The 18,855-nt window shown below is 46.3% G+C and carries 15 protein-coding genes; 5 read left to right on the top strand and 10 right to left on the bottom strand.

All coding sequences use genetic code 11. The annotated features are described in order from the left end of the window. Window positions 1-3: 3 nt before the first annotated feature. Entirely contained in the window at window positions 4-1,656 is a 1,653-nt protein-coding gene (locus tag MKY44_RS02765; RefSeq protein WP_341005954.1) for a methyl-accepting chemotaxis protein, read from the top strand. 1,104 nt (window positions 1,657-2,760) lie between these two features. On the opposite strand, the gene MKY44_RS02760 is transcribed toward MKY44_RS02765, so the two are convergent. The 10 genes from MKY44_RS02760 to MKY44_RS02715 form a co-directional block, all read right to left on the bottom strand. Continuing rightward, window positions 2,761-4,440 carry an NAD(P)H-hydrate dehydratase gene (locus MKY44_RS02760; RefSeq protein ID WP_341005953.1) on the bottom strand — a complete coding sequence of 560 codons (1,680 nt, stop codon included), beginning with the start codon at window positions 4,438-4,440 and terminating at the stop codon, window positions 2,761-2,763. A 203-nt stretch (window positions 4,441-4,643) separates the two neighbouring features. Then, the gene (locus tag MKY44_RS02755; RefSeq protein WP_149846246.1) at window positions 4,644-5,276 is read right to left on the bottom strand and encodes an NAD(P)-dependent oxidoreductase; all 633 of its coding nucleotides are present in this window, start codon (window positions 5,274-5,276) and stop codon (window positions 4,644-4,646) included. 263 nt (window positions 5,277-5,539) lie between these two features. Continuing rightward, window positions 5,540-7,297, bottom strand: coding sequence for an alpha/beta hydrolase family protein (locus tag MKY44_RS02750; protein WP_341005952.1), 1,758 nt, complete (start codon window positions 7,295-7,297; stop codon window positions 5,540-5,542). After that, entirely contained in the window at window positions 7,279-8,745 is a 1,467-nt protein-coding gene (locus MKY44_RS02745) for a tetratricopeptide repeat protein (protein WP_341005951.1), read from the bottom strand. The genes MKY44_RS02750 and MKY44_RS02745 overlap by 19 nt, the downstream gene beginning before the upstream one ends. Beyond that, complete coding sequence (locus tag MKY44_RS02740; RefSeq protein ID WP_341005950.1) at window positions 8,742-9,542, bottom strand: hypothetical protein; 801 nt, start codon at window positions 9,540-9,542, stop codon at window positions 8,742-8,744. Before MKY44_RS02740 ends, MKY44_RS02745 begins: the two co-directional genes overlap by 4 nt. Next, window positions 9,520-12,264: a lanthionine synthetase LanC family protein gene (locus MKY44_RS02735; RefSeq protein ID WP_341005949.1), complete on the bottom strand. Its 2,745-nt coding sequence runs from the start codon at window positions 12,262-12,264 to the stop codon at window positions 9,520-9,522. Before MKY44_RS02735 ends, MKY44_RS02740 begins: the two co-directional genes overlap by 23 nt. Before the next feature lie 119 nt (window positions 12,265-12,383). Then, window positions 12,384-12,521, bottom strand: coding sequence for a hypothetical protein (locus tag MKY44_RS02730; RefSeq protein ID WP_341005948.1), 138 nt, complete (start codon window positions 12,519-12,521; stop codon window positions 12,384-12,386). Between the two features lie 186 nt (window positions 12,522-12,707). After that, window positions 12,708-13,979: an MFS transporter gene (locus tag MKY44_RS02725; RefSeq protein ID WP_341009768.1), complete on the bottom strand. Its 1,272-nt coding sequence runs from the start codon at window positions 13,977-13,979 to the stop codon at window positions 12,708-12,710. Further along, on the bottom strand, window positions 13,969-14,346 hold the full coding sequence (locus MKY44_RS02720; RefSeq protein ID WP_062837265.1) for a hypothetical protein: 378 nt from the start codon (window positions 14,344-14,346) through the stop codon (window positions 13,969-13,971). The genes MKY44_RS02725 and MKY44_RS02720 overlap by 11 nt, the downstream gene beginning before the upstream one ends. Before the next feature lie 158 nt (window positions 14,347-14,504). Beyond that, window positions 14,505-14,918: a GNAT family N-acetyltransferase gene (locus MKY44_RS02715; protein ID WP_341005947.1), complete on the bottom strand. Its 414-nt coding sequence runs from the start codon at window positions 14,916-14,918 to the stop codon at window positions 14,505-14,507. Window positions 14,919-15,220: 302 nt separating this feature from the next. Between MKY44_RS02715 and MKY44_RS02710 the strand changes: the two genes are divergently transcribed. The 4 genes from MKY44_RS02710 to MKY44_RS02695 all read left to right on the top strand — a co-directional run bounded on the left by MKY44_RS02710 (window position 15,221) and on the right by MKY44_RS02695 (window position 18,701). Beyond that, complete coding sequence (locus MKY44_RS02710) at window positions 15,221-16,135, top strand: hypothetical protein (RefSeq protein ID WP_341005946.1); 915 nt, start codon at window positions 15,221-15,223, stop codon at window positions 16,133-16,135. Next, window positions 16,128-17,264: a hypothetical protein gene (locus tag MKY44_RS02705; RefSeq protein ID WP_339311955.1), complete on the top strand. Its 1,137-nt coding sequence runs from the start codon at window positions 16,128-16,130 to the stop codon at window positions 17,262-17,264. The genes MKY44_RS02710 and MKY44_RS02705 overlap by 8 nt, the downstream gene beginning before the upstream one ends. 1 nt (window position 17,265) lies before the next feature. Continuing rightward, complete coding sequence (locus MKY44_RS02700; RefSeq protein WP_341005945.1) at window positions 17,266-17,673, top strand: hypothetical protein; 408 nt, start codon at window positions 17,266-17,268, stop codon at window positions 17,671-17,673. Window positions 17,674-17,813: 140 nt separating this feature from the next. Beyond that, window positions 17,814-18,701 (top strand): hypothetical protein, encoded by an 888-nt coding sequence (locus MKY44_RS02695; RefSeq protein WP_341005944.1) that lies wholly within the window; start codon window positions 17,814-17,816, stop codon window positions 18,699-18,701. Window positions 18,702-18,855 lie beyond the last annotated feature (154 nt).

Below are 18,855 nucleotides of genomic sequence, written 5' to 3'. Positions count from 1 at the left end.
CACATGAAACTACAGGGAAAACTGATACTTAATGCTCTAATTTCACTACTTCTATGCCTTGTGCTAGTCGCTTATATCATCATGCAATTGCTCAACATGAATGCCAAAAATCAAAATCTGGTACCAGCCATGCTCAAGGTGAGTGAACTGAACGCCAATCAGATTCAGACCCAGCAGGCGCTGGATGTCTACTCGTTCTCCATGACAGCAGGAAACCAGGACGCCGTACTTCGCTTGCTGGATGAAGGTCAAACGATGATTCAGGAACTTACGGACGGCTTGCTCGAAACAGATCAGCAGTTACAACTTATTCAGTCCATCGAGACAAAATTACAAGCTCTCAACCAGGGAGCCACCGAAGCAATGAGTGCGATGAACAGTGCGGAAGCGAAACGTTACAGCACTCGGGTTCGGGGTATACAGAATGATATCTATTCGTTGGATGAAATGACTCGGGATCGATATGATCAATATACTGTTGATTTGGAGCGTGATATCCAGCAAACGTGGCAAGTCGCTCTCGGTGGAGCCATCGTATTGCTCGTCTCCGTGATGCTGTTTAATATGTATACTTCACGCCAAATCGCTCGGCGTATTCGTACGCTCAAAGTCGCGGCAGGACAAATTGCAGACGGTGACCTTACCGGACAATTGCCAGAAGCACGAGGCAAAGATGAACTCGATGACCTGAGTCGCTCCTTCGGTATCATGACTCATAATATTCGCGGCATTATTCAATCCATTGGTGCAGCGGGTCACCGTGTCGATCTGATGGCCCAAGACATTGACCGTGGCAATGATACAGCTCAAGCGATTGTGCAGCAAGTATCCCGTACCACGGAGGAACTCTCGATTGGCAGTCAAAAGATTGCCGAGGATCTGAGTGAGACGGTGATGGTTGTGGATAAAATGCAGTCTACCTTCAATAGCAATCTGGAGTCCACTTCCCAATCGGTGATCGATGGTCGTGAAGTATTAACTACCGTTGAGGAAGGTAATAAGGCTGTAGCGGAGCAACTCCGCTTGGCCGAAGTGAATCGCATGGCGATGGCCGAGGTGGAACAAACGGTGCGGGAACTGGAAGAAAGCGCGGTTCGAATCACTACGATGACGGCATATGTATCGGAGATTGCCAAACAAACAACCATGCTCTCGTTAAATGCCTCCATAGAGGCTGCTCGCGCTGGAGAAGCCGGACGTGGCTTCGCTGTTGTTGCGGGCGAGGTGAATAAACTCGCCGAACAATCTGCGCAATCGGTCAAACATATCTATGCGGCTGTGGGCGAGATCACAACCTCCATGGACAAGGTGAAGAACTCTGTAGCACAGAGCATGCAATTATTCGGCGAACAGGAACAAGCCACTGGACAGACTCGTGAATCCTTCTCTGCTATTCGTGAAAGTGTGGAGCGCATTAGTACGGGCATCCATCAGCTTGCTGAGGACATGCAACACTCCAATGAACTCAGTACACAGGTGCAACAGGCCATCGAAAATATCAGTGCCATCACCGAGCAGTCGGCTGCCAGCAGTGAAGAGATTACCGCCTCCACGTCGGAACAACAACGTTCCTTCGCTGATGCAAGTATCAAGGTGAAGTCATTGCGTGATATCAGTGCAGAGATGCATCAGGAATTGCTGCGATTCCGGCTGTAAGCAGGATGTCGGAAAATTCGGACTGGCCGTAGTTCGGATGTCGTTGAGATGCAGGTTAGATGCAGATTATAGGCAAGTTATGGTCAGGTTATGGGCGAGCCAGGATCAGGTACCGTGAACATACAAACAAAGGGGAGCCTCCGTCATGAATCATGACAGGGCTCCCCTTTTCAGTAACTAATCATTGTTTCATCCAGCCATTAATTCGTTTCAAAGATATGAAAGTATATAAATTGAACTAAACATTTACACGAAACGGAGAAGACAGAAAGAACCTGAAAAAGCGGAGCTAAAAGTTGTATGAAAGAAGCTGCCTCGGAAGCATATGCTTCGCCTAAAAGCTTTTTGAAAGAAAGCCGCTTCGGAAGCATACGCTTCGCCTAAAAGCTTTTTGAAAGAAAGCTGCTTCGGAAGCATACGCTATCCCGGATTTCCTATTTTTATAAAAAAACTGGGGATAACAGCGATCGGAAGGTTGTTCTGTCACCGGAGTGTCCAGTGTAAATATTCTTTAGTTCAACTTATATAGATAACAAGGCAGCAGCGTTTCATATCCAAAAGTTTAACGAACCGTGCAAACCTTATTGGACCATTAATTGCAGATTATAAAATCTAACGAATCTCAGGCACTCTATTTCCTAATTTAGCCTGGTTTTTCAGGTGTTTTCTCTGAAATACACAGAAATAACGTGGGTGAGATTCGTTAGCTTTTGCTCCTCGATGTAAACCGTGGTATAAGGTGTATCAGGTTCGTTAGGGCACTGGGCATTGGGTAGTGAGTACTCAGTACTGATCATTGTTCATTGAGCACTGAGTACTGAGTACTGAGCAAAGAACAATGGGCATCGGGCATTTAGCAATGGGCATCGGGCACTTATATACTTTTGATGTGCTGGTGCGCTGGTTCGTTGGATCACTTGCAGTTTGAAAATGAATCGGCATAGGCAGCAGCCCAAAACCGCGAGCTGTCCCAGACCTGCCCCATCCTCACAGTGCATCGATGATGTCTCCGGCCAGTAGGGACGATGGGTCACTTGCAGTTTAGAAATGATTAGTCATAGACAGTAGCCCAAAACCGCGAGCTGTCCCAGACCTGCCCCATCCTCACAATGCGTCGATGATGTCTCCGGCCAGCAGGGACGACGGGTCACCGCGCAGCAGCGCTGCACGTTCGGCGGCCTGTCCGTGGAGATATACGCCGAACGCGGCGGCTTGCTCCGCGCTGAGACCTTGGGCAAGCAGACCGGCGATGATGCCGGTCAATACGTCTCCGGCACCGCCAGTCGCCATGCCGGCGTGCCCGGTGGTGTTGATGTACGCCTCGCCGGTTGGCGTTGCGATGACCGTTCGTGCTCCCTTGAGCACAAGGGTCACGCCCTGCTCGCGGGCGTATTTTGCAGCGTGTCCAATGCGGTCACGCTGCACCTCTTGGGTCGACGTGCCCAGCAGTCGGCCCATCTCGCCAGGGTGCGGCGTCAGGATTGTCGCCGCACTTCGCTGGCCCCAGTCGCGAGGCCCATGTGGGCCAGCGTCTGCCAGCATGTTGAGGGCGTCCGCGTCGATGACGAGCGGACGATCCGTATGTTGCCACAGACGGCGCAGCCAGTCTGTGTCGCCCTTGAAGCGGCCAAGGCCGGGGCCGGTCGCGAGCACGTCGCGGCTCTCCGCGAGACGCAACACGGCGTCGACGGAAGCCGCGTTCCATTCGCCGCTGTCGCCATCGGCGGCGGCAGCGAGCATGATCTCGGGCACGGTGCCGATGACATGCGGCAGCAGTGCCGCGGGCAGCGCCCATGTGGCGAGCCCGCAGCCTGCGCGCAGCGCGGCCTTGGTCGAGAGCAGGCCCGCGCCGCTCATCGGCAGACTTCCTGCGGCCAGCAACACGTGGCCGTAGGTGCCCTTGTGGCCGTCCGGTGCCCGGAGACGGCCTGTGTCCACGCGCAGCGCACCGCACAGCACCTCGTCCGTCAGCAGACGGACCGAGGGGCCATGCTCTGGCGCAAGCCGCGCGGGAATGCCGATGGCGCGCACCACAATGCGCCCCGCGGCGGAAGCGCCCGGGTACTGCACCAGCCCGCGCTTGAGCAGCGCGAGACATACAGTCACCCGGGCTTGAATGCAGGGCTCGTACACCTCTCCGGTATCGGCGTCCAGCCCGCTCGGCACATCGGCGGACACGACCGGCTTGCCGCTGTCGTTCGCCGCCTCAATCAGCGCCGCGTAAGCTCCGCGCGGCGCTCCCCGCGAGCCGGTGCCCAGCAGCGCATCCACGATGCCTGTGCACCGGCTGAAGTCCACGGCTTCGCGCCCGTGGACAAGAGCAGGGATGCCAAGCTTCGCGGCGGCATCCCGTTGCACTGCGGCTTCGCCCCTCAGTGCATCAGGGGCAGCGGCGTAGACCAATGTCACGCCAAGCCCTGCTTCAACCAAATGGCGCGCGGCCACCAGCCCATCGCCGCCATTATTGCCCTTGCCGATCAGCATGTACCATTGCTGATCTCCCGGGCGCTCCATCACCAGCGCCGGATCGGCGATGATGTCGCCACCATAACCTTGCCGATCACCCGGCCCGGTGTGTGCCCACCTCGCATCGTTCTTGCTGCTATAGCCAAGCTGCCCTGAATCCACAAGACGGCCTTCTGCCTGCCCTTCCCGGCACAGCTTGATGACTTCCTCAGCAATGGCTCGGCCTGCATTCTCCATTAGACTGGCAGCAGGAATACCGAGCTGATGAATGGTATACTCGTCCACAGCTCTCATCTGTTCAGCGGTTACGATAAACAACGTTCATCCCTCCCCGTGACAAGCTCATTTCACACTTAAAAGTAGCAACTTTGCACCTAAATGCTGCATCTTATATGTGTATCGCTATCTTTCCTCTTACCTCATCCAGTTACCACGATCCACTCGGTACATCATCGAAAACTCTATCGATCCCGTGTACGAGACCTTCAGATTAAATCATCCATTCCAAAGCCTGTCTACGCTTAATAACCTACCGTAAACCGCGCTTGGATAAATTGCGGATCGTCCAGTTCATCCACCAAAGCCGCTGCAAAATCGCCAACCGAAATCGAGCTTTCCCCGATATCATCCGTAATCACACGGTTCATCCCCACTCGGAACTGACCTGTCCGACGTCCTGTTGTGATTGTTGCAGCAGGGCTCATGTAGGTCCAGTGAATACCCGATGCTTCAATCAGTTCATATGCATCTGCATGTGCTTTCGCCAGTGGTTTGACTTCTTCCGGGAATCCCGGCGTATCCATCAGCATATCACCGGAATCGGTTAGCAAACTTCCCGCTCCACCAACTACAACCAGACGTCCTGCTTTTGCCCGGCGCACACCCTCGATTAACGAACGTGTCACTTCCAGCATCTCTTCTTCTCCACCGAACTTCGGTCCATATGCACTCACAACCACTTCTTGACCCGCTGCAAAATCAGCCACCTGATCTGGGTTAAGCAGATCTCCCTGTTCTACACGCAAACGCTCATGAACCATCTCAACCTTCGAAGGGTCACGCACCACCGCTGTCACTTCATGCCCACGATCCATCAGCTCCCACAGTATCATCTTGCCAATCGCTCCGGTTGCTCCAAAAATGGCTACTTTCATATGAATTCCCTCTTTTCTGTAGATATCATCTTGTCAACTTACCGTTATTTTAATACTTAATCCTATTGTTATATACCTTAAACGGCTCACGCCATCTTAAACCGGATGTGACATCTTGTAAACGTTAATGTTCATTCTCTTAACCTCTCAAGCTACGCACCAGACCACGAACAACACTTCCCCCACCGCTTTTCCTTTCCATATCCTTACCTTAAATATCACCAAAAAAGCCGCATTTGCGGCTTAAACATCACGTATTTATCTTACGTGGATACTCTACTGCAGGTTAGAAAATCAACAGCCTTCTGCGCCCAGATTCGCTCCGAATAAACCTCATGCGCCATATCCTGTACAATATGAAGTTCAATCCTGCCTACAGCTCCAGACATTTGCTTGTTTTCCATGATGTCCAGATATAACCTCTCCGTCTGTTCTACGGGACACAGTTGATCAGCCTGACCGTGAATGAGTTGGATATCCACTTCACTGAGCCCAGATACATAAGCTATTGGGCTTCTATCCCGCAGGGCAGATTGATCAAGCAAAAGCTCACCGATTTCAGTTTCCAAGAATGATCTCAGCTTCGCTCCTCCGCCTGCGTACAGTCCTTCCAGATCCGTAAACGGTGCACAGGCAACCACAGTACTCCATAGCGCCGGACTTTTACCTGCTACCAGCAATGCCAGATAAGCCCCATAGCTCACCCCATAGAGAGATACGTTTGAATAGGAAGATAACATCTGCTCCCGCATGAACTGGATGACATCTGCATCCACGCCGCCCCAATCATTCTGAATGCACATCCTGTAATCCGTGCCGAACCCTGAACTACCGGGATAGTTCAGCCCGATGACCCGCACTCCTGCCTGGTATAATCCGCTGATGACCGGACTAAAGCTGTCAAACAGGCAATTATGAGGCCCGCCATGAAGATAGATGATCACATGTTCTGCGCCCTCCGGGTGTATGTCCATGTACGGAATCATGTCATGTCCATAACGAACCCATCCATAGATTACATCGGGTTCCTTGTCAGGATGGTTGCCAATCCTCTCATCTCGCTCAACCGGGAAATGGGTAATCGTACGCGTTTGTTCCGAAAACCGGTATATCCCCGGCACCGGAGGACGTATGATAGATTCATATTTTCCGATCAATCCCTGCCTGTCCCTGCTGAGCACAGCCTGTGTCAAGATTCCTGGATAATCATACAGCTCATACCTCTTCTCTCTGTCCAATGTATATAGAACATATTGCCACCTGCCGCAGGTTATCCCTTCGCAGAGAACTAGCTGTTGATGTGGATCGAGCTGCATTCTAATCAGTTCAGAGAAGGGTTGGCTATTGCTTGAACATTCATGCACCCAATCCTCTCCCTGCCTGATCCATCCAGGCTGGAAGCCATCTTCCACAGGAATAGAAACGGCTATCAGATCCCCCTGCTTATCCATCACAGGGTAGGCATACTCCGTGTAGGGTATTTCGGATGATGGAAGGGTATCTTCGGAATATGAATACACTCTTCCGAATCCACCAACGTTTACACCAACCTCTCGTGTTGATGCAGACCAGAATACAAATTGCGGGTTGTCCAGATCAGGAGTAACCCATCGCGCCTCATCCTTCTCGGGATCGTAGAGACCTATACGGACAGCTCCTGAACGATGTCTAATGGAAAATAGCAGAATTAATTGCTCCTCTTGCCAAGCAGCCTGCATCACAGGAAATGGAAACTTCACAAATAGACTCTGAACCAGAATTGCTTGCTTCTCATTCTCGTATATATGAAGCCATTTCCCCGACTTGTCCTGTGTAATCACCAGAACACGGTTCCTGCCCATAAACTGAATATGCTGCGTGTGCTGATCTGACCCTGTCTCATGTTCAGAAAGGCTCTGCCGGCTATCCATGCGGCCTGTATCATCAAGACTGCACCATTCGCATGTATTGTCATCATAGCCCAAGAGCATACTCGTTCGTTCCTTATTCACACTCATTCGTGTCAGGAATGGATAGCCCAACCGGATTTCCTCCTCTCATTCCAGCTCTTTAACTGCTCCCATCCCTCCAATTGCGATTCCAGTTTATCAATATACTGGTCCTGCGTATATGCATCTAGGGGCGTAAGGGTCCCCAGTCTGCCTAATGTTTCCCGAATCAATCTGATCTGTGGCAGACTGGCAACCGGCAACCCCATCATCAATAGACGGTACACCCGGGATGCCCGTTCCTCTAATCCTTGAGTAATCAGCGCGCCAGCGATTTCCACGGCACGACCAAGCAGTTTCGAATGGATAGTGTTTGTCTTCATGCGTAACAATTGAATCAATAGTTCGTATTCCTGCTCCTGCTCACCAAGCTGTTGATGCAGTACCATTTTTAATTGCAGTACATGCCCCAGCCAATCTAAATACGCATCAACACATAACTTCTCCGCAGCCAGCAACGTCTTACCTGCCTCTGCATAGTGACCCGCTCGGAGCTGCAAGCCCGCAATGTTTAGTAGTGTCTGAATCTGAAAAACCTGCTGATCGGGTCCATCAGGAAGCTGGCGTATACGCTGGCCCGCCTGTTGCTCCAACGTAATTGCGCGTTCTACATTGCCCTCCTGCATCTCAATTAATGCTTCACCATTATCAAGTGCAGCCCATTTCCCAGTACGATACGTTTCAGTTAGTTCATCATGGGCAATGATTTCCCGAGCTTTCGAATAACAGTGTCGTGCTTCGGTATACTGCTTCCCGTTTTTGGTCAACAGCTGACCCAACTCAAACCAGAGTACTGCCTGCTGTGTCGCCGACAACCGTTGAAATAACGAATTATGGTCGAAAAAATGAAAACAGGACGTGTAGCGGGCCGGATCAGCCGATTTGGACAACAAAACCCAGGCCAGCCTATTGTAGAGCGCCAATGCTGCCTCTTTTTCCTTCCCTTTATCCTTACTTACCATTTGTAGATGTTCTTCCAACAAACGTCGGGTCTGATCGGGCGTATCCCTGACAATAGATACCGGAAGTTTGGGTATGTCCTCAGGATTACTCGCCATGGTTGGATACCGATGAAAAAAAAGCACTACACTTACTCCCCTTAGTTTCTGTCGATACAGGATATAGTGGATGGCTCCCAGATCCGCAGGGTGAAGGTAGGAAGATACTTCAACCAGAACCCATTTCCGATTACCAGGCGTCCACCCTGATCTTTGGAATCTCAATAACGCATTTTTACATGCCACAAGATCATCTATTGGCTGAAATGGATTTAGTTGATAGATCAGCGGGAGAGTAGCATACGGATCACCAACCGCAATTTGTATAGCCTTATCCTGCCAATGCGTTCTCAGTTTGTGAATTTCATGCTTCACCGCATCTGATGTCCCTTCAACGACAAACAATCCAGGTTCATGACTCACACGAAACCATTTACTTCTCAGATCATGATAATCCGTACTTTCCAGTGAGACAGGCATCATGAAAGTTCACTCTCTTTCGTGATTCGGCATACGTGTATAAGTTCAGGCACCTGTTGTAAATTCAGTGCCGTCATCAATTGATAACTACCCCGGTTGTTTGCATCAAGTGATGCTTTAATCCACTGATTCGGATCTGAACTGCATCGATGGAGGCCATATGCAGCAAGCCATCGGGCCCATCCTTGACGTTTCGCTTCTGGTATTGTGAATATATGAGCAAGGAGTACACTCCCAAACTCATCGCTTAACAGGCAGCCCCCGATCTTACTTCCCTCCAGTTCAACAAGCCCGGAACCTTTCAGCAGCTTGCCATATACACCCTGATAAATATCCCCGATAGCTTGACGAGCAGCTTCCCAACCTGGACAGGTAGGATCACTGGCCTGGAGCAAGTGTGCAAGGGAATCCACCTGCCCCTCCGCAGACATCCAAACCGCGTCTTCATTAGGCATAGCCGGCACGGGAATGTCCTTCAACTTGCCGAAAAATCGATACCGATGTGCAAGAACGTCCGCCCGGTATCCAAGCTTCTCCCACGGAAATGAGGCAGGAGCAGTTGCATATAGAGAGGACCATGTGATTTTATCCAAAACGGATGACATCCGATCTTCCCAATAAAGATTGGAATGTGCTTCACTCCATAAATCCAATGTATACTGCCCTTCACCCTGATCAATTACCATGAACGAAGATAGAGTTTCGTCGTTTCCAGGTTCAACTGCATAATAGCGATCACCCGTTTTCCCCGATTCGTGCTGGCATTTCGGCAGGATGTCAGATATGGATGTTAGCATCATACGCTTTCCCCTCCCTGTTATAATCGAAACCTGAATAAACCAGTGGTTCGGATGCAACAGACGGATAAAACCGGCGTAGCAAGAATGTATAGATCCCCATATAACCGGTCATATAATCCGGGGAGAAGGACTCCATGTCCTCCAGAGGCCACATCCATATGTCTTCCTGTAGATCACTTCGCAATACATACAAACTCTGTGTATACTCCGCTAGTTTGGTTTCATATCTGCCTGGGAACTTGCGGTTAGCTAAGAGCAGAAAATCTCCATTGCCTGCAATTCCGTGACACTGCCCAAAAGAAGCAAATACCGTTGCCTGTGCCACTGCATCCGCTGCTTGAAGTCCAAGTCTGGTACAGAGGGGATCTTGTAAAATATCAGCCGCTGCCATCAAAAATCGACCAATACCCGCCGATCCATTACACCAGTGTACCCAGAGTGTATCCGGTTTTTCCGACGATGCAGGCCACAGGCTCACGCCATTCTGTCCTCCATGACTCGTACGATCGAGTGTATCTACAATTCGCTTCACAGCAGAATAGTACGCTTCCTTACCTGTACGCTCCGCCAAGGCAAGCAAATAATATCCGATGCCTGCGATGCCATGAGAGAATCCAAGGGAATGATGGCCTTTTTTGTCCGATTTATCTTTCACTTTCCACAAACTCAATGATTCATCTGTCTGCTCTTCTTGTTCCAAAATATAAACTCCCAGTTCCTCTGCTCTTGCCAGAAGTTCAGGGCGGCCGCCAATACGGTATATTTCAAGCAGCATCAATCCCAACCCCGCCGCTCCATGACTAATATTGGTCTGCACCGGATCATATCGGGTGATTTCCAATGCCAGATCCTCTGCACGTCGTAGCAACGATGGATCATTTATTCGTTCAGCTGTCTCTGCAAGTGCCCAGGGAACAGCACCATATCCAAAATACAGACCTACAGGTGTCTCGTTGGGTACATAAGGATGGTTCGTCAAGATCCATTCCAACACTTTATGCGCATATTGATGATACTGTCTGTTTTGTGTAATCTGACCAAGCTGATTAAAACCAAAGATCATCCCTGTCCAGCCAAAGTTGAAATTCGCCGGATGAAACATCTTGCTCATGCTGTTTTCCGGGAACAGTTGCAAGGGGCTATTAAAATCAAGAGAAGTATACAGTGTGTTTACCATACGCTCGGCCTGACGGAGTACTTCTTCTGGCTCCATATTGCATTCATCCTTCTCTATTACATCCCTGCTTCCTCCTGAATTGACCTCTTGTTGTTCCAGCAATGAAACCAGTGTTTCACGAATTTCTGATAGCTCCACATGTCCGCCAGACATGATCTCGATGCCCAGACTCCCCAAGCCACGAAGCTGTGTATTACTCTGATGATTCAGATAAGCCTGTGCAGCTTCCAGATGGGATTGCCGATATTTCAGATAGGGGTCGATGGATGAAGCCATGTAATAGAAGACACCTCCCAGTGCATACAGATCATCCGTATAACTGGATCGCCTGCTGTGCTCACGTCCCCGTGGCACATAGCCCGGAGTATGACCGGTCAATGGATCGGCCTGACCCTCATCACTTCTGACATAAGCCAGTTCAAGATCAATCAGGCGTACACTTCCGTCCGTCAGCACAACAATATTGTTGGGCGTCAGATCATTGATCACAATTCCTTTATCGTGACATTGCTGCACCATATCGAGAATATGTATACCCATCCGATGCATATCTGCCCGGTTGTAGTCTGCGGCTACATGTCTGCGATGGATATATTCACGCAAGCTGATGCTTTCAAAATACTCCAGGATCAGATAGCGGTTATTTTCAGTACTAAACAGATCAAGCGGCCTTGGGGTAACTCCCGTATCCTTCATCAGATCAAGCACGCGATATTCATTGTCCAAATAGTTATGAGCAGAGCGCCCACCACCGTCTACACGCATGCGGTAGACCGCTTCTTTCATAACTGCCTGTTCATACGATGTGCCGGAGATGAGAAATACTCCTCCCTTGCCGGACTTCTTAAGTACACGTCTCACACGAATATTTCGTATACCAAACTCATTGTTATTGGAATCGGAATGACGAGTAGCAGCCTGATTCTTCTCCATCGCCTGAATCCGCAGTAATTCCTCAGGTTCACTCACCCACTCCGGTTTATACCTGCCAGGTGTTCTTCGATCCTCCTCCAGCTTACCTTCTGGATTCTGGATGGCATACACTTTTGCACCCGAGTAACGATCGTAATAGAAACGATCAGTGAATGCACCATATCGATAAAATACACACTCGCTACCGAGGTATGCCCGATCTGTCGGAATAGCTGGTCCTTTCAGATCGCTTGTACACGAATGCATTAGCTCAAGTAACTTCAAGAATTGCTCTTCGTCTCGTGCGTAGATGGTGACACACTTCCCAGTCTGAGGGAGAGGTATGGAACCGTTAGATGTTTCAATTAGTTTCAGACCGCTGCTCACTACTTTCCATTGCACATCATTTTCTGTGAGAACAGGTGCAATGCGTCGCAGTAATTCAGCTCCTTCCACAGGGATAACAGACAGATGAATTTTCCAGCCCTGTGCGGGAAGCCTTAATTCTTCCGGTCTAAAACAAATCCAATGGCCGTCATTCGACCATTGGATGGATTGGGGAAGTTCCCGGATTATATGTTCCAAAGCGTTCTCAAAGGCGTCCTTCTTGGGGGTTACGCTTGCGAATTTCAATGAGAATCACTCCTTTTTTGAATAAAATAAGAGGGGGAGGTACAATTATTTTAGTAATGCGCGAAAATCAAAGACTTATCTTTCAAATGATTCAGTGAATAGAGCGTGTAAAGAAGTTCCTAGCTCTCGACAACAATTGTTTGTGAGCTAGTCCAGCTGCACACTGTACACAAGCTTGTTTCCTCAAACATGTTGTTATCCTCTTCAACCTCTAGTGCCATCAAATCCTGTACAGATAAAACTTCCTTGTTTTCCATGATATATTACCTCCCATTTGTCTCCCCCTCTTCTAAACCAAATTCTACATAAAATTTGATATTCCTTCTTTTTAATTGAATTATTTTACATATATTATTTACTTAATCCATTTATTTCGCCTGATCATGTCAAATTACTTGTTTCCTCGGACTAAAAAGAGGCGCAATATGACATCAGATTCCAGACTACATCGAGGTCGTTTGTTGCCGGGTACGCTTGCTCCGTTCCTCACGGAAAGGTCGGACAAATAGGCTTGCCATGCCCATACAAATAACAAATGTACCAATCCCCATGTACACCCATGAAGGGTTGTACGTTTCAATGAACCACCCTCCCAGCAACAACCCAAGCGGATTACTAATGCCACTCATCAAGACACCCATACTGTTCATGACACGTCCTCTCTTTTCTTCCGGGGTGGATAAAAGAATGGAAGTAACCAATGGTACATTCACAAGAGCAAGTCCCATCATCAACAAAAATGAACACGCAATCGCGATATACAGGTTAGGAAACATCGGCATGAGCAGCAAACTTGTGCCTGAGATGAGATAACTGATCAAAAACCAGTGAGCGAGCGAGAGTCGTTTGGCATATTTACCACTGAGCAGAGAGCCCGCAATACTGCCAGCGGCAAAGGCTGACTGAAGCAGACCGTAGCCTTGTGGTCCGGCCTGGAGCACCATATTGGCAAAAATCGGCGTGAAAATATGCAACGGCGCACCCGCAAAATTGATTATGGCTCCAAAGATAATGCAGCAGGCCAAAATTTTACGGGAAAACAGGAATGTAATTCCCTGCATGCTATCTTTAACAAAACCGGAGATTCCTTTTTGTTTCACAACTTTGGTTACAGGGATGCGGATAAAGAAAATGGATATGGCGGATAGCAGAAATGTAACGGCATAGATGAACAGGATGGACTGAACGGAGATGAGCGCGATCAATATGCCCCCCAAGGCGTATCCAAGCAATTCAATCGTTTTGGAGGAAGAGTTCAGTAGTGCATTGGCTGGAGCTAATTGTTTTGCAGGTTCTGGCAAAATAGCGGGGATGACTGTCTGGGTTGCCGGATTGAACAAAAAACCAAGGATTGCAATGAGCAGATTGGCTGCGTATATATGCCACGGAAGCATGGATCCTGTCATGAACAAAAGAGCCAATATGCAAGCTACGCCTGCGCGCAATATATCTGTCCAGATCAAAAGTTGCTTTTTCGGCAGGCGATCACTGATCGTAGCCAAAGGAATGCCCAAAAATGCATAGATCAAGTACGGCAACATCGGAATCAGTGCGGCAGCAAGTGCCGACTCCGTTAATTGGAGGATATACCACATCGTCGCCATGGAAAATAAAATCTGCCCTGCGCCAGAAATCAATCTACCAACAAGAAGCACAACAAAAGAAGGAAGGCGCAAAACCGCCCGATAGCTGTCGCCGCGAATTTCATTTTTCATCTTTTTCACGCGCCTCTCCCTCGTACATAACAGATTCATCATCACTAATACGATGCAGACGTGTAACCAAACCTGAATCTCGAATGGTCTGTTGTATCTTGGCTTTTACCCGTTCAAGTTCAGCCGTATACTCGCGTATCTCGTCCAATAAGGTCTGATGGGTTCGTATGCCTTCCCTAATCAACATTGCAGTCGCATCAGAACGGTTTTTGGCTAATTCAAGAAATACAAGCTGATCAATGATATCAATCTCTTCCTGACTTAATCGAACGGAAACAACTCCCTTGGCTCCTGAAAGGTTTTTGTTCGCCTGCTCCACAGATCGTTCCACCATCTGGTTAAACTGAGCTTTCTGGTCATTGTACATATTCATTTCCTCCATTCTTCACGAGTGCAACCGTATATCGTAATTTGTAAATCGTAAATTGGATTTTATTTACATTATACATGTAAATAAATGGTTGTAAAGCAAAAAACCTTTGGATATATCCAAAGGTTCGCCGAATATGTTATTTAACTAGTTCACTAGTCTCCCTGCCTCCACCACATACCCTCCGATTTTGGGCTGGTGTATTCAAATCCAAATTGAGCATAAAGTTGATCAGCCGGAACATCCGCCAGCAGACTGACCAAACCACGGGCAGGTACTGCTTTACGCAGATAATTCATAATCTCGCTCATGATCAGTTTTCCATACCCCATGCCCTGAACATCCGGGTGTACAGCAATATCGACGACCTGAAAGAAACAACCTCCATCTCCAATCACTCGCCCCATGCCTATCAGCATATCCTCTTCTCGCAGACATACGGCAAACAGGCTATTCGGTAATCCAATCTCCGCCCCTTCCCTGCTCATCTGGCTAAGACCCGAAACCTGCCGTAAGGCAAGATACTCCACTGATGCGGGTGGTGTGTGTTCAATATTCACATGATCCATGAATTGTGCCCCTCTCCAATAACTAATTTCTCCCCTTGGTTCATTAAAACTCGGACACGGTAATGCTATGCCCCGAATGCTTAATACCAAATTGATAATACATGTTAATGTGGTACTAACTTGGCCTCTTGCAGCTTAATATATCTTAAAATTCGAGTGAAACATCACTAAAAGATAGTAGTAGTCTCCCATACACTTCCCAAAGGTATTTTATTTAAATTCTCCCAATGCTTCAAAGCACTATTAGTGTATACTAGTCTTTATATATATAAGATTAAGGGGCGCTATTTATAAAGACTGTATTGGTTATAACAAGTACTGTAGATCAAACTGTAGATTACTTAATTAGTAAGTTCAAACACAAACTGAATTTTTATAGAATTAATACAGATAAGCTACAAAATTATCAAATTAAAGTAACAACATCGGGTGTAATCATTAATGGCCCCATTGGAGAAATAACAGCCGATTACATAGATGCAGTATATTATAGAAAACCAATGTTACCCGATATGACCTTGTATGATTATAAGTTCCACTCATTAATGCAGAGAGATATTCTAACTCTTATTGAAGGGATTGCAGAAATTTCAGGAAAGGTAATTCTAACGAAGCCCTCTATTTTAAAGCGAGCTGAGAACAAAGTTATCCAATTACATTTTGCCTCCAGACTTGGATTTGTTATTCCAGCTTCTCTTATTACAAATGACTGTACTGATGCCTCTTCTTTCTGTAACAATCAGACTTCAATTGTAAAACCGTTATCCGTAGGACGTATACTTGAATTACAAAAAATCAATTACATACAAACAAATATAGTTGACCAAGCAATCCCAATTCAAAACTTGGAGATTGCCCCTTCATATTTTCAAAAATACGTTGATAAAGATGAAGAATACAGGGTAACAATTGTTGGAAGAAGTGTTTTCACCGTAAAAATCCAATCAAGTGATAAAGTTGACTGGAGAAGGACGACCGCCAAAGTACATTATACTAAGGCTTCTATACCTAATACATTAGTTAATCAATGCCTTGATTTAATGAAATTACTAGATATCAACTACGGAGCATTTGACTTCATTCTAAAAGATGGTGTTTATTATTTTCTAGAAGTGAATCCTAACGGACAATGGTTATGGCTTGAGCAAGCACTATCACTAAATATATCTTCTGCAATAATTGATCATCTGTTAGGAGGAAACACAATTTATGAATAATCCTATTTATTATATCCTTAAATTTTTTTCCTTTATGCCTTTTTTTCGTATAATTGACGAAAGTAACTTTGGAGAAATAAAAAAAGATTCCAAAGTTATTCAAGTTAATTTATTCAGTGTAAGTTTAGGCACAAAAATATATTGTCTATTTTATTTAGAAGCTGATTTGTATTTGTTTTCATTATGGGTTAATAGAACTCCACGACCAGGAAATATTTTTAAATTCGGCTGGGGAAAGATTATAAATTTACATAAATTACAACCTAAACTAACTGACCAAGAACTATCACAAAAGAGAGATGATTTTGAGAATGTTTTAATACTGAAAGAAGCTTTTCAAAAAGAAATATTAACTAACACTATTCTGCATAAAATAAATGATCTTCAATTAATACGAGGAAAAAGTTTCAATAAATTTTTGGCATATCTCGCAATAATTGCGTTACTTATTCCGATATATCTTCCTTACATATTACGTATTGATAGTATTTTCAACAAACCATTTTTACCAACTTTTATTTATGTCCTTTCAAGCATAATAATATTATTTTCTCTGGTCAACGTGTTGTTTTTCTCATATAATTTTCTCAAGGTTCAAACGTATCGTCAGTTTCTTTTCAATAAAATTAAAAATGCTAGCAGTAATGACGAAACATCTATTAAGTATATATCGGGTCTTTACTTTGATTGGCAAGAAATCAGGAATAGCACTACTAAAGAAGTAACCTTGATCAAGAACATGGAGAAATATTTAACCCACATAGTGATTTGGAGCATAATAGTCTTAGTCGTGGCAACAGCTCTCAATATTAATAATGGTTTTGAGAAGAAACCTCATACTATTTCACAAACCAAAAACGAAATTCATATTTTAGATAGCTCTCTAGACACAAAATCTTTTTTCTCAAAGTCCGAGGACTTGTTAAACAATATTCAAACTGGATTATTGGAAAATGATTATAAGGAAATTATTATTATAAGCAACAAGGAAGAATCGACTGATAATTACTCGCGCATTTTTGAAATTCTAAAAGCTTATAATGCTAATTCTACCCAAATCACTGAGATAATTGATGCAAATAATATAATCCATAAAAACCAAATTCAAATAATTATAATTAGGAGATAACATGAAAACACCTTATATCGCAAAATATATTAAGTCAATTCCTCTTATTGAAACAACAAGACACTATGACGAGTTAATGCAAATGTCCTTTAATGTAAAAATAACAACAACAATTGAAGATACTGAACCGGATGAAATTAAATTCTCAGGATTCACCAAAATTACTGAAACTTCAGAAAATTCTGACGAAGACGATGTGATTGTGAACTTCAGTAGCGGAGCAGAAACCCGTTCTCTAGAAAATTCCGAGCCAGACGAAACAGTTTTCATGATTGATAACAATTCAACTAGACAAACCTATACTATTGAAAATAATGATGAAGACGACCAGGTGTCATTTGTTACATATAATTTATCAATAGAAACTGCCACAGTAGAAGACTCAACTCCAGATGAAACATCTATTTAAAATCTTAATTATTTTAATAAGCCGAATTCTCCTATCAATGGGTGGGGAAATTCGGCTTTCTTAAATTGCTTGAATTCATCTACTTCCTGTGTAATAGTGAGAGAAAGCTTACGTGAAGTTGCTGCAAAGGAGGAACAAGTGTGTTTCAACGTTGGATTGCAGATCTAACATCGCGCCCAGGTGCTGTGGCTGTGCTGCTTGGCGTCATGGCTTTGCTTCTGGGGATATACATATGGTCTGCCACTGAAGTTCGCCGCAGCCACGAAAGGCGAATGCGAAGGATACGAGATACATTATACATAAGTACAGCCCTCTTGGGACAACTTACCATCCAGGAAAATCGGAATTATGAACCGTCGGAACCCGAACATAACGATCTGATCACAGCAATGTTAGCCTGCAAAGCCGCATCTTACCTATCCCCCCAACTACAGGATCAGATTCGTGACTGTATCAAGGAACATGACCCTGCCAAACTCGGACTGATGCACAGAGCATTGGAACGAGAATGCACCGTATTATCAGATGAACTCAGCCGGGATACACATGCAGATCATTGGGGCACAGCAGTTTGGACCATCCTTCGGCCCGTAGCCGAACCAGCTGCACTGGCGGCCACTGGATTTCTGGTTACAGATCTGGTATTGGGTCAACGGATGTTGGATGTGTCTGTAGACTCATGGGAGAGTATCTTGCCATGGATTCGCGCGGTCTCCCTAATGATCACCATCATATATGGTTACCTGCTCTGGGCCAGCCCACGTCGGGATAAGCCACGTACAGTATTCAAAATACTCTCCTTGGTGATCGCGCTATGCTCCTTACTCCACCTGATTGGAATTGTTGCTGCGCCCTACGCTCTTGGATTACAGTTAATCTTGTTCACTTCAGGCTTCAGTCTGACCGGAACACGCTCTCGCAGTGATCGCCCTTATGCAGGGCATACGGAGCTGGAACCAACGAAGCAAACCTCTACGGAGATGGAAGTGAATACACGTCGTAAATCAGTTCCCAATACCGACGAATAACTAACGCATCCAGCCGATTTTCTAAGGAACTCAGGACGTCTTACTTGACCCTCTGCGTCCTCTTTCAACATTGTAAGGAACATCATACACGTTATTTCCCAAAATCTATCGACAAAAACGATATAACAAGCTGATCATGTACGCCTTAGCTTTC

Origin of the sequence: Paenibacillus sp. FSL R7-0026 (assembly GCF_038004485.1) — a bacterium.
In the GTDB taxonomy this organism is placed as follows: Bacteria; Bacillota; Bacilli; order Paenibacillales; family Paenibacillaceae; genus Paenibacillus; species Paenibacillus xylanexedens_A.
This window is presented reverse-complemented; position numbering and strand designations above follow the sequence as displayed.